Raw genomic sequence first — 15,855 nt, 5'->3', positions numbered from 1 at the left:
CGAAGTTCGGCGCGGGGCGCTGTCCTTGGACCTTCTTCTCAAACCTGGCGAGCGCGGACGAGATGCGCCGGATCCTGCTTTCGACAATCAAAGTACTGATCTCGGCGGCGCTGCTCTATTTCTCGCTGCGCAAAGTCAGCTTTTCCGATCTCGCCTCGCGCATCAACATTGCAAGCCTGGGCTGGATCGGTCTTGCGATCGCGGTGACGTTCCTGCAGATCTTCGTCGGCGTGTTGCGATGGTGCGAGATCAGCGCGGAGTGCGGCGCGCCGCTTGCGACCAGGCAGGCGATGCGCTTCAATCTGATCGGAGCCTTCTTCAACCAGACGCTGCCCTCTTCGATCGGCGGCGATGCGGTGCGGCTTTGGCTGGTCGCCCGGGCCGGCGCGGGATGGCGCGCGGCGACCTATTCCATTTTCGTCGACCGCGCTATCGGCCTGATCGCACTCGCCGTCATCATCGTCGCCAGCCTGCCCTGGAGCTACCACCTGATCGGCGATCCCGATGGCCGGACCGCATTATTGCTGGTCGATCTGGCTTCGCTCGCAGGCGGCATCGGATTTCTCATTCTCGGCGGCCTGCGGTGGCCCTGGCTGACGGGCTGGTGGGGAATGCATCATCTCCACGCCTGCGCTGTGATCGCCGATCGGGTCATCTTCAGCCGCAAACGCGGGCCGAAAATTGCCGTGCTGTCGCTGCTGGTTCATGTACTCGCCGTCGTCATCGCCTGGTGCGTGGTGCAATCGATCGCCGCGCCGGTTATGTTCGGGCAGATTTTCCTGTTGATCCCGCCTGTCATGCTGATCACCACGCTGCCGATCTCGATCGCCGGCTGGGGCGTCCGCGAGGCCACGATGGGGCTCGCTTTCGGCTATGCCGGGCTGATGACGGCCGAAGGCGTCAATGTCTCGCTGTTGTTCGGCGCGGTGTACTTCATCGTCGGCGCATTCGGCGGACTGGTGTGGATTTTCAGCGCCGAAAAAGCAGCGCAAGGCGCCGCACCGATCGAGGTTCCCGAATAATTTTCCATATCGGATAGAATGGCCAATTCCGAACACCTCGCACTGCTGCTGGCCGTCGTTCTCGCCGCGATGGTTTCGGCCGGCATCATCTGGGCGATCCGGCCGTTGCTTTTGCGGCATGCGCTTGCAAGACCCAACGAAAGGTCGTCGCATCGCGTTCCGACACCGCAGGGCGCGGGCATCGCGGTGATTGCGGCAACGCTGGCGGTCGCCGGTACAATGATCGCCTGCGCCGGCGAAACGGGGCTGAAGATCCCGGTCGAGGTTTTCGGCGCGACGCTGTTCCTCACCGTTGTCGGGCTGCGCGACGACATCAAATCCATCCCGGTGGTGCCGAGACTGACGCTGCAGGCGATCGCCGTCGGCGCGGTGGTGTTGTCCGGATCGGGCGACCTTCGGATGGTTCCGGCGTGTCCGATCTGGATCGAACGCGGCCTGCTTTTGCTGGCCGGTCTCTGGTTTGTGAATCTCGTCAACTTCATGGACGGGGTGGACTGGATGACCGTCGCCGAGGTGGTGCCGGTCAGCGGCACGCTCGTCATACTTGGCTTGCTTGGCGATCTTCCGCAGCCGACGACGACGGTCGCCGCGGCGCTCGGCGGCGCGATGCTGGGATTTGCGCCGTTCAACCGGCCGGTCGCGAAGATCTTTCTGGGAGACGTCGGCAGCCTGCCGATCGGCCTGTTGCTCGGATGGTGCCTGTTGCAGCTTGGCTATCATCAGCAACTGGCCGCGGCGCTGCTGCTTCCGCTTTATTATTTGGCCGACGCCACGGTGACGTTGTTGCTCCGGCTGGCGAGAGGCGAGCCGGTCTGGGCGGCGCACCGCTCGCATTTTTACCAGCGCGCGACCGATAACGGCTTCACGGTCTGGCGCGTGGTGGGCGAGGTGTTCGCGTTGAACATGCTCCTGGCGGTGCTGGCGATCGGATCGGCGATGTCGCCATCGGCCGCGGCCGCGGTTATGGCGCTCGCGACTGGCGGTCTCGCCACGGCTTTTCTGATGCACCGGTTTTCGCAATCCCGTGGCTAAAGCAAGATGAGTTTTGTTCGATCGATTGTCGGCTGGCCCGACCACCTCTCCCATAGGGAGGAGGTCGGCGCGTAGCGCCGGGTGAGGGATTACGGTCTCTCGTAAGAGCTGCGCCCCCTCTCCCGATTTGCTGCGCAAATCGACCTCTCCCCGCTGGGGAAAGGTGGACCGAACTTCAATCAAAATTGGTCCCGCTCCAGGCACAGCCAGATTTATCCAACTCGTAAAATCATTTTGGGCCGGATGCCCCGACTGCGAGGCGCAACCCTTCATCGAGGCCAATTCGCGGCCGCCAGCCGGTCGAAACAGCCTTGGAAATATCGATCTGCAGCGAACCGATAACGCTGTCGATCGCTTCCGGACGCCCGCTGATCTTGAACAGCGCACTCAATACGGATGGCGGCACGGAGAAAAGCCGCGCCGAGGTGCCGGCCGCCCTTGCAATTTTCCTGATGAATTCCGGTGTCGAGACCGCTTCGTCGTCCGCCACCGGAAAAACATCAAATTGACCGCCCGGCTGCGAGAGCCGCTCCAGGATGAATCCGGTCAGATTTCCGACCGCCAGGAACGCGCGGCGATTGTCGATCGACGCGAATGGAAGTGGGATGCCGCGCTCTATTGCATAGGTCAACCGTCGAAAATTTCCCTTGGCGCCGGCGCCATAAACCAGCGGCGGCCTGATCACTGTGACCCTCATGCCGCCGTTTTGCGCGATTGCCTCGAGACCGGTTTCGGCGGCCGCCTTCGACATGCCATATACGCCGTACGGCGTCGGCGGGTCTGTTTCGCTAAACGGTGCGCGGCCGTCCGAACTCCTGCCATTCACCAGAATGGTGCTGATAAAGACAAACCGGCGCACGCCGGCATTCGCGGCGGATCGCGCGAGGTTCAACGTACCCTCGGTATTGACGGTGCGATGAAGCTCGACCAGGTGCTCCTCGTAAGGAGCATGAACATGTGCCGCCAGATGAACGATGGCGTCCACGTCGACGAGGGCGTCCTGCCAGTCCATCGCCGGACCGATCGAGCCGATGTGAATTTCGTTCGGCCCGCCTGTCGGCGTTCGCAATACCCGGCGGACGGTCCAGCCGGCGCTTTCCAGCACCGGCGTCAGATGCCGGCCGATGAAGCCGTTCGCTCCGGTTACCAGGACAATAGGTTTGCCGTCCTTCATGAAGTGGGCTCTGGTTGGTTCGGCCGTCGAGCCAGATTAAGTTTAAGTCAAGCAGCACTTGAACCGAACTCCGGAACCGCGTCCTTGAGAACGGCCTTGATGGTGGCCCGGTCATCCCGGGCGATCGCCTGCTCGAGCGCGGCAATCCACTTTCGCAGCGACTGCATCGGCGGCTCATTGGGCTTGGCCGCCATGATGCCGGCGACGCCGATGTCGACGGCGGGCTCCTCGACGGCGAACAGGATTTCGTTCAACCGTTCGCCGGGCCGCATTCCGGTAAAGACGATATCGATATCGTGCCCCGGCTGCAGGCCGGACAACCGGATCATCCGCTCGGCAAGGTCGACGATCCTCACCGGCTGTCCCATGTTGAGCACGTAGACCGACACGTCGGCGCGCACCGGCGCCAACGCGTGGGTGGCAGCCGTGAGCACCAGATCGCAGGCTTCCCGGATCGTCATGAAGTACCTGACCATGTCCGGATGCGTCACCGTCACCGGACCGCCCGCCTCGATCTGCGCCTTGAACTTCGGCACCACGGATCCGTTCGACGCCAGCACGTTGCCGAACCGCACCGAAATCAGCCGCGTGCGCGGCTTGCCCGGCGGCTGCATCGCCGCATCGTGATCCAGCGCCTGGCAATACATCTCGGCGAACCGCTTGGTCAGGCCCAGCATCGAGACCGGCTCGATCGCCTTGTCGGTCGAGATCATCACCATCGCCTCGGCGCCCGCCGCCAAAGCCGCGTCGGCGACATTTACCGTTCCGAAGATATTGGTCTTGACGCCTTCGCTCCAGTCACGCTCGAGGATCGGCACATGCTTGAGTGCGGCGGCGTGAAACACGATATCCGGCCTGAACCCATCCATCAGCCGCAGCACGCGCGCACGATCGCGAATGTCCGCGATCCGGCCCTCGATCGCGGCGCCGGTTTGGCGCGCAACCAGGGTTTCCATCACCGTATAGAGCGCCGGTTCCGAGTTTTCGATCACCAGCAACCGGGCGGCGCCGAACGTCAGGACACGATCGCAGATCTCCGCGCCGATCGACCCGCCGCCGCCGGTGACGATGACCGATTTGTCTTTCACCAGCGCTTCGAGGCGCGCGTAGTCGATGTTTTCGCTGGGCCGCAGCAGCAGGTCCTCGACGGCAACCGGGGTCAGGCGCGGCGTTTCCCCGCTTTCCAGCGACGGCAGCCGGTTGACGATCAGGCCGAGCCGGCGTGCCCGCATCAGGACGGCTTCGGGCCGCGCCTCCGGCTCGAACGCCGATGGCGTCATGACCACTCGCTTGATCGGTTTGTCACGGCGGGCAAAATCGCGGATCACGTCCTCGATGTCGTCGATCCCCCCAAGCACCGGAATATTGCGGATCAACTGCCCGCGATCGGCCGGCGACGGCGACAACAGGCCGAGCGGCCATAGCCGCGTGACCGCGCCGCTCTCGATGGCGCGCAACAGGATTTCCGCATCCGCCGCGCGGCCGATCAACAGCGCCGGCGACGCCGCTTCGGTGCGGGCATGACGGCGCACGCGGGTATAGCGAAAGTAACGGTAGGCAAAGCGCGCGGCGGACAGAAAGAACACCTCAAGGAACCAGTAGAGAACGATGGTGATCTTGCCGAGGAAGAACGCGCCATAAACGTTGGGCGCGACAAAAATATAGTCCAGCACCAGCAGCGCCAGCGTGAGCACCGTAGCCACACGCAGAATATTCCACGCGTCCGGCAACGAAATGAAACGCCATTTCGTCGTGGTGAGGTTGAAGACGTAACAAACCACCACGCTGAACGCGATGAACAAGGGCAGGATGCGCAGCAGCAGCGGCAGGCGATCGAAAAACGATTCCCCTTCGAAGCGCAGATAGAAGCTGGCGAGCACCGCAGCCGCGGTCGCCACGGCATCGTGGGTCGCGATCAGCGCGTTACGCGAGTTCAGGTTTGACAGACGCTTCATTACCGCTTGCTTCTGCGCACACGATCGACCAGCGCGGTGGTGCTGAAGCCGGGCAGGACCTCGACCAGCAACACCTCGCCGCCGCCGGCCTCGACGATCTCATGGCCGACGACCTGATCTCGGCTGTAGTCGCCGCCCTTGACCAATACGCTCGGCCTAACCCGGGTGATCAACTCGATCGGCGTGTCCTCGTCAAACAGCACGACCAGGTCGACCGCCTCCAGCGCCGCCAGCACTTCGGCGCGCGCGCGCTCGTCCTGAACCGGACGTCCCTCGCCCTTGAGCCGTTTCACCGACGCATCGCTGTTCAGGCCGACGATCAGGCGGTCGCAGGCGCCACGGGCGGCCGTCAATACCTTGACGTGACCGGGATGCAGGATATCGAAACAGCCGTTGGTGAATCCGATCCGCAAGTCCTGCGTCCGCCAATCCTTGAGCTGCGCGTCGAGGTCGGCGCCGGCCGCGACGATCTTTTCCTCAGCCGCTAGGTATGCATGGGGCAGGATTTTTCGGCGCAATTCCGCGGCCGTCACGATGGCGGTGCCTTTCTTGCTGACCGCGACCGCCGCCGTCGCGTTCGCCATCCGCAAAGCGGTCTCCCAGTCGGCTCCCGCGGCAAGCGCCACCGCCAGCATCGCAACGACGGTGTCGCCCGCGCCTGAAACGTCACGGACCTTGACCGGATGGGCCGGCACGTGGATGGCTTCGCCGCTGCGCGGCACCAGCGTCATGCCGTGCTCGCTTTGGGTCACCAGTATGGCTTCGCAATCCGCCAGCGTCATCGCGTCCTGCGCGGCGTCGGCGATGTCCTGCTCGGACTCGGCGCGGCTGCGGGTCGCCTCGGCGAATTCCTTGCGGTTTGGCGTCAGCAGCGTGGCGCCGCGATAGATCGCGAAATTGGCGCTCTTGGGATCGACGATCACGCGCTTGCCGAGCTTGCGCGCCGCGTCGATCACGTTGCGGATCACCCGCGCGGTCAACACGCCCTTGGCATAGTCGGACAGCAACACGATATCCACGCGCGGCAACAGCGGCAGGATGGTTTCGATCAGCTTCTGCTCGACCTCCGCCGAGGCCGGCGAGGCCAGTTCCCAGTCCGCGCGCAGCATGTGCGTGGAGAAATGCTCGGAAACAAACCGAACTTTCCGCGTCGTCGGCCGCGCGGAATCGGAAACCAGCACGCTTTCGATCAGATCCTGCTGCGCCAGCGCCGCTTTCAGTTTCGCGCCCGCCTCGTCCTCGCCGACCAGGGCGACGAAGATGCAACGCGCGCCAAGGGACGCGACGTTGCGCGCGACGTTGCCGGCGCCGCCGATATTGGTCTCGCTGCGCTGGACCGCGATCACCGGCGCGGGCGCTTCCGGCGAAATGCGGGACACCTCGCCATAGACGAATTCGTCGAGCATCAGGTCGCCGACGCAAAGCACCGTCTGGCGGACCATCACATTCGACAACGCGTCAAAATCGAACATCGGAGCGGGTACCCTGTTGTGCCGTCAGCGGAAACGATCGGCGGAATCGAGGAAGCCCCTGACGTAGCCATCGACCGCGTCTTCGAGCGCCGTGAAGCCGCCGTTATAGCCGGCACGCCGCAGCCGCTCGACATCGCTCTGGGTGAAATACTGGTAGCTGCCGCGGATCGATTCGGGCATGTCGATATACTCGATATTCGGATTTGCGCCGAGCGCGGCATAGGCCGCCAGCATCAAATCCCGGAAGCTGCGTGCCTTGCCGGTGCCGACGTTGAACAGACCGCTGACCGAGGGCGTCGCCAGCAGCCACATCATCACCCGCACCGCATCGTCGACATAGATGAAATCGCGCCGCTGATCGCCATCGGCGATGCCATCGCGATGGGACTTGAACAACTGCACGGCGCGGCCGGCCTTGATGTCGTCGAAGCGGCGCGCCAGCACGCTCATCATCGCGCCCTTGTGATATTCATTGGGACCGAACACGTTGAAGAATTTCAGGCCGGCCCATTGCGGCGGCAGCCGTTCGCCCCGCGCCGCGCGCTCCGCGACCGCCATGTCGAACAGATGCTTGCTCCATCCATACAAATTCATCGGCCGCAACTGCTTCAGCGCCGCTACCGACGGGTCGTCGCGAAACCCCAGCGCGCCGTCGCCATAGGTCGACGCCGAGGAGGCGTAGATGAACGGCGTCGCATTGGCCGTGCACCAGTCGAGCAGACGCATCGACAGGCGAAAATTGGTCTCGATCACGAGATCGCCGTCGGTTGCCGTGGTCTCCGAAATGGCGCCGAGATGGATGACGGCGTCGAGGCGGCGGCCTTGCAGCCAGCCCGGCAATTCGGCGGGAGGCAGAATGTCCACGAGTTGGCGTTTGGCGAGGTTGCGCCATTTGCCGTCATGGCCGAGCAGATCGCAAACCGCCACATCGGCGCGGCCGGCGTCGTTCAACGCGGCCACAAGGTTCGATCCGATAAAACCGGCGCCACCGGTCACCAGCAACATGACATTCCCTGCCTGATTGTGTGCAAACCAGCTTTGCCCCAGTCCCGTCCGGCAGGCAACTTGGGACCTGCCCTGTGGTGAAGACGGCGGCGTTCCGGTGGGCCGGCTTTACCGCCCCGGCGGGAGCAGCCATCGGCCATGATCGCTCAAAAGATGAATATTGATTCAATTTATTATCGCGGCGAGTTATCAAATAGCTCGATCCGCTTGTGCCCCTCGCGCGCCCGCTGGCCGATTACAGGCCCAACGCCCGGGCTGGGATCGCCTCAGACCTGCCTCGCAGCCCGGGCTTGGGTCGCCACGCAATAAGGTCATGGCGGCGCCAAGAACGCCACTCTGGCTCTGCTGCGAGGCCGCCGTCACGCCGGAATGGTAAGCGCCGCACCCGTGCGGTCCCGCCGCGGAAATCGGCCGCCGGCGACCGGCAGGCGGCCCCTTGCCAATGGAGACCCCTGAACGGCCCCGCCGACCGTTCAAACCAAAACCGGCGTCCCGTGCCGGTTCCTGCCATCGCCCTGTCTATACGAGCTCCCATCGTTGCATGCAGGACAGTTGGGCCTCGGACGTGATTGCGATCCTACCTCGCGTGCTGGCGGAGGTCCTGGCGCAAGCGCATTAACATCGCCAAATGCTCGCGCTTGCGCAGGCGCGCGGCGATCATTACCAAGGGCACGCATTTGCAGCATGGACGGTGTTCTTGAGCCAAGAATCGAGCGAATCCAAAGAACCGAAAGATCCGATCGGAGCCCACCTGAAACACTCGCTCGCCGCGCTTGAGCGCGCCAACAGCGATCGGGCTTTGCTCGCGACCGCGCATGCGATTGCCGATGTCATCATCGACGCGCTCCGTTCCGGAAACAAGATTCTGCTGGTCGGCAATGGCGGCAGCGCCGCCGATGCCCAGCATATCGCCGCGGAAATCATCGGCCGCTACAAGCAGGACCGCGCCGCCTGCGCCGCGGTCGCACTGACCACCGATACCTCGGCGTTGACCGCCATCGCCAACGACTACGGTTTTGAACAGGTGTTCGCGCGACAGGTCGAAGGCCTCGGCCGGAGAGGCGACGTGCTGCTGGCGCTAACCACCTCCGGGCGTTCGCCGAATATTCTGGCGGCATTGCGCCAGGCCCGGGAACGCGGGCTCGTCACCGTCGGCTTTACGGGAAGCAAGGGCAAGACGCTGGCTGCACTGTGCGATCATCTATTGGTTGCACCCACCGACGATACGCCGGTGGTTCAGCAAATATACCTCACGGTCGCCCACGGCATCTGCGACCAGGTCGAGCAGACCATGATGCGCGAAGCCGCCAAAAAATGAGCGGTCTCGATTCCGCACGGCGCAAACCCAGGCCCGCCGCCTTCCTCGACCGCGACGGCGTCATCAACCACGACGACGGCTTCATGGGCACGCAGGATCGAATCCGCTGGATGCCGAATGCAGCCCGGGCGATCCGCCGCCTCAACCAGGCCGGATATTTCGTCTTCCTGTTCACCAATCAATCCGGCGTCGCGCGCGGTCACTTTACCGAAGACGACCTGCGCGTCCTGCACGAATGGATGCGCGCTGAACTTGCCGTGCAGGGCGCCGTCGTCGATGACATCAGGTATTGCCCGCATCATCCCGATGGATCGGTAGCCGGCTATCTTGAAGACCACCATTGGCGCAAACCGAGCCCCGGCATGATCCTCGACCTGATGGCACACTGGCCGGTGCAACGCGAAGGCAGTTTTGTCATTGGCGACCGCCCGACCGATGTCGAAGCCGCGCAGGCCGCGGGGCTGCCCGGCTTCCTGTTCGCAGGCGGCGATCTCGATGCGTTCGTCGCCGCGGTAATGGCTCAGACCAGCGTGCGATAGACTTCGGTGATGCTGCTGACCTCTGCGTCGAAGGTGAAGTGCGCCAGCACCCGAGCCCGCGCGCGCGCGCCCATTGCCGTCGCGGAAGCCGGGTCGCGCATCAGCGGCTCCAGCGCTGCGACCAGCGCACCGACGTCGTCGGTCGGGGTCAGCACGCCGCTGGTGCCATCCTCGAGCACGAGTTCGGCAGCGCCCGCGCGCGACGCCACCAATGCTGCGCCCGATGACATCGCTTCAATCAAGGTCAGTCCAAAGCCCTCGTTGCGCGAGGTGAAGGCGTATATCGTCAGCCGCTGGAACCAGCGCGGCATTTCCTCGATCGGGAGGTAGCCGATCATGACCATGCGCGATTGCAGGCCGGCAGCCTCGATCTTCTTTTTCAGTTCGTTCGCGAATGCCGCCTGATCGGCGGTGATGGTGCCGACGATCACAGCGGTAAAGTCGGGGTAGCGCGGCAGCAGCCTGCACATCGCATCCACGAACAGGTCGGTTCCCTTCTGCGCGCGCACCCGGCCGAAACAGCCGATCGCATAGCGGCCCGGCAATCCCCCTTCCGCAAACGCCGCGGCGCGGTCGGCGGGCGGCGCGTAGCGACCGCTGTCGACGCCGTGCGGGATAACCGTCGCCTCGCGTTCAAGATACGATGCCGCGATCTGATCGGTGGCAATGATCGCATCCATCCTTCTAACCAGCCAATGCGTAATCCAGCTGTGGTGCCGCTGCGCCGCCGAGGTGAATATCAGCTTCAGAGGCCAGCCGAGCCATTTCAGCAGCACGCCGACGATCATCTCGTTGTTGCGCCGCGCATGCCAGATCAGCGGCGTCCGGCGGCGCCACAATCTCGCGAGATCGGCCATGGTCATCCGCGTGATGCCCTCGGGCGCGTCGGTACCGAGCCAGCCGACCCGAAGCGTTTCTGCCAGCTTCGGCGCCACCATGCGGTTGGTCGCGGTGACGCCGGTATAGTGCCAATGCAGATTCGGTACGATCAACTGCAGATGATCGGCGAAATGGCTATCGGTCGGCACGGCAGGCTCCGGTTCGCGCATTTTCTATACGCAACATTAAGCATAGTAGCCAGTTCGCCGGTGCCGAAACCCCCTCTTCACCGCGCCCCGGATAAAATCCGGCCCAATCGGGGAGATGGGTGGGTTCATGACTGTGCTTGTCACCGGCGGTGCCGGCTATATCGGAAGTCACATGGTTCATGCGCTGGTGGAAACCGGCGAAAGCGTCGTCGTGATCGACAATTTATCGACAGGGTTTTCCGCATTCCTGCCCGAAGGCGTTCCGCTGTTTATCGGCGATGCCGCCGACGAGAATCTGGTCGAGGGCGTGATCGCCGCGCACGGCATCGAAAGCATCCTTCATTTCGCGGGCTCCGTGGTGGTGCCCGATTCGATGCGTGATCCGCTGGCCTATTACCGCAACAACACCATGACGACGCGCAGCCTGCTGAACGCAGCCGTGAAGTGCGGCGTCAACCGCTTCATCTTTTCATCGACCGCGGCGGTTTACGGCAATCCGGATCAGGTGCCGGTACCCGAAAACGCGCCCACACGGCCGCTGTCGCCTTACGGCTCTTCGAAGTTGATGACCGAGATCATGCTGCACGACGTCGCCACGGCCCATGGCCTGAATTACGTGGTGCTGCGTTATTTCAATGTCGCGGGCGCGGATCCGCAGGCACGCATTGGACTTGCAACCGCCGGCGCGACGCATCTTCTGAAAATCGCGGTCGAGGCGGCGACCGGACAGCGCGCCAAGATCGACGTGTTTGGAACCGACTATCCGACCCCCGACGGCAGTTGCATCCGGGATTTCATCCATGTCAGCGATCTGGCGCAGGCCCATCGCGCGGCATTGTCCTATCTGCGTGGCGGCGGCAGTTCGGCGACGCTGAATTGCGGTTACGGCCGCGGTTACTCGGTGCTGGAGACCATCGAGGCGGTACGGCGTGTCTCCGGGCGCAATTTTGCGGTTCAATTTGCCGCGCGCAGGCCCGGCGACATCATGACCATGATCGCCGACACCACCCGCATCCGCGGCGTGCTGGACTGGACGCCGCAATACGACAATCTCGAAACCATCGCCGCGCACGCGCTGGCCTGGGAAGAGAAGCTGTTCCGCGAGCGCAACGGCGAGCTCGAGCAGGCGGCCTCGGCCTAAAATCTCGTTCCGCGCAAGTCCCGATTTGGCTTGAAAAACCTCGCCATAGCGGGCAAGGAGACGGACGTTTCGCAACAACCCTGACGCGCGGGCGAACGGCCTGCCCAGCGCTGTCAATGGACCGCGGATGACCGACTTTCCGAAGAAAATCACCGACGATCCCTATGGCGCGGCGATCCTGATACGCCGCCTCGTGACGGAACAAGGCGCGACCTATTGGCGACGCTATCTGCTGGCGTTCGTGCTGATGGGGGTCTCGGCAGCAGCGACCGCCGCCTCGGCCTACATCCTCGGCCAGGTCATCAATCAGGCCTATGTCGAGAAGAACATCCGCGGCATCGTGATTCTGTCGGGGATAACCGTCGTAGTCTTCGCGTTCAAGGGTGCGGCGACCTACGGGCAGTCCGTCATCCTCTCGAAAATCAGCAACGCCATTCTCGCCAACAACCAGCGCCGGCTGTTCACCAAGCTGATGAGCGAAAGCGTCTCGTTCTTCTCGGAGCGGCATTCGTCCGAATTTCTCGCGCGCCTGACCGCCGGCGCGAATTCAGTGACGATGGTCCTCAACCTCCTGATCAATGCGCTGGGACGCGACCTGCTGCTGCTGATCGGGCTCGTCATCGTGATGGTGATGCAGGATCCGTACATGGCGCTGTTCGGCTTCGTGGTCGCGCCGCCGGCGATGCTGGTGCTGCGCAAGCTGGTGAAACGGATCAGGGGTCTTGCGAACAACCAGTTCACGGGCAACGCCGACATTCTCGAAACCATGCAGGAATCGCTGCAGGGCATCCGCACCGTCAAGGCGTTCACGCTCGAGCAGACGATGCGCGAGCGCATCGACACCAGCATTGCCGCGGTCGAGCGCAACGCCAACAAGATGGCGCGAGTTTCCAACCGTTCGAGTCCGCTGATGGAGACGCTGGGCGGTTTCGCGATTGCAGGCGGATTGTTGTATGGCGGCTATAGCGTGGTGGCGACGGGCGCGACGCCGGGGCAATTCTTTTCGTTCCTGACCGCGTTCCTGATGGCCTATGAGCCCGCCAAGCGTCTGGCGCGGCTCAATATCGACCTCAACGGCAGCCTGGTCGGCGCGCGCAAATTGCTGGAGATCGTCGATAGCGCCCCCACCGAACCTGCCGACGACGACAAGCCGGCCCTGACGCTGACCGACGCGCGGGTCGAATTTCACGACGTGACTTTTGCCTACCGTCCGAACGAGCCGGTGCTCAACCGGATGAGCTTCGTCGCCGAGCCGGGAAAGGTGACCGCGCTGGTCGGTCCTTCCGGCGGCGGCAAATCGACGGCGCTGGCGCTGCTGTTACGCTTCTATGAAGTCAGCGAGGGAGACATCCTGATCGACCGGCAGGCGATTTCCGGCGTATCGCGCCGATCGCTGCGACAACAGACCGCCTATGTCGGGCAGGACGTCTATTTGTTCCGCGACACCATCGGCGCGAACATCGCTTTCGGCAAGGTGGACGCGACGCAGGACGAGATCGTGGCGGCCGCAAAGGCCGCCTGCGCGCACGACTTCATCATGGGCTTTCCGCTCGGCTATGACACTCCGGTGGGCGAGCACGGCACCCAATTGTCCGGTGGCCAGCGCCAGCGCGTCGCGGTCGCCCGCGCACTGATCAAGAACGCGCCGGTTATCCTGCTCGACGAGGCCACTGCCGCGCTGGATTCGGAGTCCGAAAAACAGGTGCAGGAAGCGATCGAGCATCTCTGCCAGAACCGCACCACCATCGTCATCGCCCATCGCCTCCACACCATCATGCACGCGGACGCCATCCTGGTGGTCGAGGGCGGCGAGATCGTCGAGCGCGGACGCCATGACGACCTGCTGCGCCGGGGCGGCCGATACGCCTCGTTCTTCCGCCTGCAGCACCGCGATGCCGGACCTCTCGCACTGGCACCGATCAGCGCAACAGCGTAAAGCCTACGTCACCGTTTCTGTACCCCAACCGATCCGAGACCTTTCATGAACGCCACATCCTTTGTCATACCCGCCCTTCCGCAACCCTCGATCGCCGTCGCCGGCGAAACAAAATCATTCCCGGTTCGCCGCATCTGGTGCGTCGGCCGCAACTATATTGAACACATCCGGGAGATGGGGAACGACGAGCGCGCGTTGCCGTTTTTCTTCGCCAAGCACGCCGACATGCTCGAGCCGGACGGCGCCACCATCCCCTACCCGCCGCTGACCAAGGACTTGCATCACGAGGTCGAACTGGTGGTGGCGATGAAGAGCGGCGGCCTCAACATTCCGGCCGACAAGGCTCTCGGCCACGTCTACGGCTATGGCGTCGGCATCGACCTCACGCGCCGCGATCTGCAGCAGGCCTCACGCAAGAAGGAGCGGCCGTGGGAGATCGGCAAATCGTTCGACCATTCCGCGCCTTGCGGCGCGCTGCAGCCGGCCTCGAAAATCGGCCATCCGGCAAAGGGCAGGATCTGGCTTTCGGTCAATGGCACCGAACGGCAGAAGGGCGACCTTACGGAGCTGATCTGGAGCGTGCCGGAGATCATCGAGAAACTGTCGGAGCAGGTCGCGCTGGGCGCCGGCGATATCATCATGACGGGTACGCCGGCCGGCGTTGCAGCGCTCTCGCCCGGCGACAAGATCGAATGTGGCGTCGATGGCGTCGGCACCCTGAAGGTTGCGATCGGTAAGCCGGCATAGCCGCCTGCTCTTCTCCGACTGCCAAACCAGGCCCCGGGCCCGTCCGGGGCCTTTTTTGCGTCCGAGCTCGGCATCTTGCGTAAAACCACCGGTAGATTCGTATTCCGTTAACCATACGCCCATTAAATGGACCGTTAGCCACGACCTCGTGCCGGAGCCCGACAGATGCAACCCGACTGGAATGCTGTCGGTCTTGATTTGCTGCAGATCGACGCACCGATGCGGGCGGCGCTGCGCGAGATGCGGCCGTTCTTTGCAAGCGCCCTGCCGACGATTCTGGCGCGGTTCTACGACAAGGTCCGGCACTTCGACCCTTCCTCCGGCCTCTTCAGGGACGGAGCGATGCGGGAAGCCATCCGCCTGCAGCTGCGGCACTGGGACCTGATCGCCGTCGGCGATTTCGGCGCCGATTACCTCAACTCGGTGACCCGGATCTGCGAATTCAACCAGCGCGCCGGCGTCGCACCGCAATGGTATGTCGGCTGCCGTCAGATGTTCATCGCCGATCAGTTGATGAAAGCGGCCGGCAGTGAAATTGGCATGTCGCGTTTCGGGAAGGCCGCGCAGGCCGCGCGCGACAAGAAGGCGCTGATGCTGAACACCATTGCCAAGGCCGCGATGCTGGACACCGAGAACGTCGTTGCGACCTATTTTGGTTCCAACCGTCAGCTTCGCAAGCACGCCATCGCGGAGGCCAGCGACCGCTTCCGCACCATCATCACCTCGCTGATGACGGCTTCCAGCGAACTGGAAGGCACCGCCCGTGCACTGAGCGACAATGCCGGCAACACCACGCGGCTTGCCACGGTGGTCGCCAATGCCTCGGAGGATGCCTCCAACAACGTGCAATCGGTAGCGTCGGCGACAGAGGAACTGGCCAGTTCGGTGCGCGAGATTTCGGCGCAGGTCCAGGAATCCAACCGCATCGCCACCAGCGCCGTGAAACAGGCCGACGAAACCGACTCGCGCATCAATGCGCTGTCGCAGGCCGCCAACCGGATCGGCGACGTAATCAAGCTGATCACCTCGGTCGCCGAGCAGACCAATCTTCTGGCGCTTAACGCCACCATCGAGGCCGCCCGTGCCGGTGAAGCCGGCCGCGGCTTTGCCGTGGTCGCGCAGGAGGTCAAGGCGCTCGCAGCCCAGACCGCCAAGGCCACCGACGAAATCGGCATCCAGATCGCGGGAATGCAGACCGCAACACGGGAAGCGGTCGGCTCGATCAAGATGATCAGTTCGACCATCGGCAAGATTTCCGAGATCACCGGCGCGATATCGGCGGCGATCGAGGAACAGGGTGCCGCAACCCAGGAAATCTCCGGCAATATCCAGCGTACCGCCGCGGGCACCTCGCAGGTCGCCGGCACCATCGCCGAGGTCAGCCATGGCGCCAACCAGACCGGTGCGGCATCGAGCCAGCTATTGTCGTCGGCCAGGCAATTGTCGGATTCCACCACCAGCCTGCAGGCCGAGATCGACGGCTTCC

13 protein-coding genes are annotated in these 15,855 nt (G+C 63.6%); 8 read left to right on the top strand and 5 right to left on the bottom strand.

What is annotated here, in order from left to right:
- Positions 1-62: 62 nt before the first annotated feature.
- Both E7813_RS09110 and E7813_RS09105 read left to right on the top strand, forming a co-directional pair.
- Positions 63-1,022 (top strand): lysylphosphatidylglycerol synthase transmembrane domain-containing protein, encoded by a 960-nt coding sequence (locus E7813_RS09110; protein WP_291572999.1) that lies wholly within the window; start codon positions 63-65, stop codon positions 1,020-1,022.
- Between the two features lie 18 nt (positions 1,023-1,040).
- Complete coding sequence (locus tag E7813_RS09105) at positions 1,041-2,054, top strand: glycosyl transferase (RefSeq protein WP_291572998.1); 1,014 nt, start codon at positions 1,041-1,043, stop codon at positions 2,052-2,054.
- Positions 2,055-2,283: 229 nt separating this feature from the next.
- Here E7813_RS09105 and E7813_RS09100 read toward each other — a convergent pair whose 3' ends face one another.
- From E7813_RS09100 to rfaD, 4 genes are read right to left on the bottom strand one after another with little or no spacing between them, the layout of a single operon-like run.
- Entirely contained in the window at positions 2,284-3,228 is a 945-nt protein-coding gene (locus tag E7813_RS09100) for an NAD-dependent epimerase/dehydratase family protein (protein ID WP_291572997.1), read from the bottom strand.
- A 47-nt stretch (positions 3,229-3,275) separates the two neighbouring features.
- Positions 3,276-5,183, bottom strand: a complete 1,908-nt coding sequence (locus E7813_RS09095; protein WP_291572996.1) for a nucleoside-diphosphate sugar epimerase/dehydratase — start codon at positions 5,181-5,183, stop codon at positions 3,276-3,278.
- Entirely contained in the window at positions 5,183-6,655 is a 1,473-nt protein-coding gene (gene rfaE1, locus E7813_RS09090; RefSeq protein WP_291572995.1) for a D-glycero-beta-D-manno-heptose-7-phosphate kinase, read from the bottom strand. Before rfaE1 ends, E7813_RS09095 begins: the two co-directional genes overlap by 1 nt.
- 24 nt (positions 6,656-6,679) lie before the next feature.
- Positions 6,680-7,660, bottom strand: coding sequence for an ADP-glyceromanno-heptose 6-epimerase (gene rfaD, locus E7813_RS09085; RefSeq protein WP_291572994.1), 981 nt, complete (start codon positions 7,658-7,660; stop codon positions 6,680-6,682).
- Positions 7,661-8,357: 697 nt separating this feature from the next.
- On the opposite strand from rfaD, the gene E7813_RS09080 reads away from it, so the two are divergent.
- Positions 8,358-8,978, top strand: coding sequence for a D-sedoheptulose 7-phosphate isomerase (locus E7813_RS09080; protein WP_291572992.1), 621 nt, complete (start codon positions 8,358-8,360; stop codon positions 8,976-8,978).
- Positions 8,975-9,517: an HAD family hydrolase gene (locus E7813_RS09075; RefSeq protein ID WP_291572991.1), complete on the top strand. Its 543-nt coding sequence runs from the start codon at positions 8,975-8,977 to the stop codon at positions 9,515-9,517. The genes E7813_RS09080 and E7813_RS09075 overlap by 4 nt, the downstream gene beginning before the upstream one ends.
- On the opposite strand, the gene E7813_RS09070 is transcribed toward E7813_RS09075, so the two are convergent.
- Positions 9,499-10,566, bottom strand: coding sequence for a glycosyltransferase family 4 protein (locus tag E7813_RS09070; protein WP_291572990.1), 1,068 nt, complete (start codon positions 10,564-10,566; stop codon positions 9,499-9,501). The genes E7813_RS09075 and E7813_RS09070 overlap by 19 nt on opposite strands.
- Before the next feature lie 106 nt (positions 10,567-10,672).
- Here E7813_RS09070 and galE point away from each other — a divergent pair, with 106 nt between their 5' ends.
- From galE to E7813_RS09050, 4 genes are all read left to right on the top strand, one after another.
- Complete coding sequence (gene galE / locus E7813_RS09065) at positions 10,673-11,686, top strand: UDP-glucose 4-epimerase GalE (protein WP_291572989.1); 1,014 nt, start codon at positions 10,673-10,675, stop codon at positions 11,684-11,686.
- Positions 11,687-11,813: 127 nt separating this feature from the next.
- Positions 11,814-13,622, top strand: a complete 1,809-nt coding sequence (locus E7813_RS09060) for an ABC transporter ATP-binding protein (protein ID WP_291572988.1) — start codon at positions 11,814-11,816, stop codon at positions 13,620-13,622.
- A 45-nt stretch (positions 13,623-13,667) separates the two neighbouring features.
- Complete coding sequence (locus tag E7813_RS09055) at positions 13,668-14,369, top strand: fumarylacetoacetate hydrolase family protein (RefSeq protein WP_291572987.1); 702 nt, start codon at positions 13,668-13,670, stop codon at positions 14,367-14,369.
- Positions 14,370-14,534: 165 nt separating this feature from the next.
- Positions 14,535-15,855: globin-coupled sensor protein (locus E7813_RS09050; protein ID WP_291572986.1), on the top strand; the 1,321-nt coding region annotated here is incomplete at its 3' end.

This window comes from Bradyrhizobium sp. (assembly GCF_004799405.1).
Classification (GTDB): Bacteria; Pseudomonadota; Alphaproteobacteria; order Rhizobiales; family Xanthobacteraceae; genus Bradyrhizobium.
Note: the sequence above shows the minus strand (reverse complement) of the source record. Positions and strands in the feature narration are given on the sequence as shown.

Bases quoted from the DNA above. Each gene is read 5' to 3' on its own strand.
- E7813_RS09110 (WP_291572999.1), top strand. From the start codon at position 63: ATGCGCCGGATCCTGCTTTCGACAATCAAAGTACTGATCTCGGCGGCG.
- E7813_RS09070 (WP_291572990.1), bottom strand. From the start codon at position 10,566: ATGCGCGAACCGGAGCCTGCCGTGCCGACCGATAGCCATTTCGCCGAT.
- rfaD (WP_291572994.1), bottom strand. From the start codon at position 7,660: ATGTTGCTGGTGACCGGTGGCGCCGGTTTTATCGGATCGAACCTTGTG.
- rfaE1 (WP_291572995.1), bottom strand. From the start codon at position 6,655: ATGTTCGATTTTGACGCGTTGTCGAATGTGATGGTCCGCCAGACGGTG.
- E7813_RS09105 (WP_291572998.1), top strand. From the start codon at position 1,041: ATGGCCAATTCCGAACACCTCGCACTGCTGCTGGCCGTCGTTCTCGCC.
- E7813_RS09055 (WP_291572987.1), top strand. From the start codon at position 13,668: ATGAACGCCACATCCTTTGTCATACCCGCCCTTCCGCAACCCTCGATC.
- E7813_RS09060 (WP_291572988.1), top strand. From the start codon at position 11,814: ATGACCGACTTTCCGAAGAAAATCACCGACGATCCCTATGGCGCGGCG.
- E7813_RS09095 (WP_291572996.1), bottom strand. From the start codon at position 5,183: ATGAAGCGTCTGTCAAACCTGAACTCGCGTAACGCGCTGATCGCGACC.
- galE (WP_291572989.1), top strand. From the start codon at position 10,673: ATGACTGTGCTTGTCACCGGCGGTGCCGGCTATATCGGAAGTCACATG.
- E7813_RS09100 (WP_291572997.1), bottom strand. From the start codon at position 3,228: ATGAAGGACGGCAAACCTATTGTCCTGGTAACCGGAGCGAACGGCTTC.
- E7813_RS09075 (WP_291572991.1), top strand. From the start codon at position 8,975: ATGAGCGGTCTCGATTCCGCACGGCGCAAACCCAGGCCCGCCGCCTTC.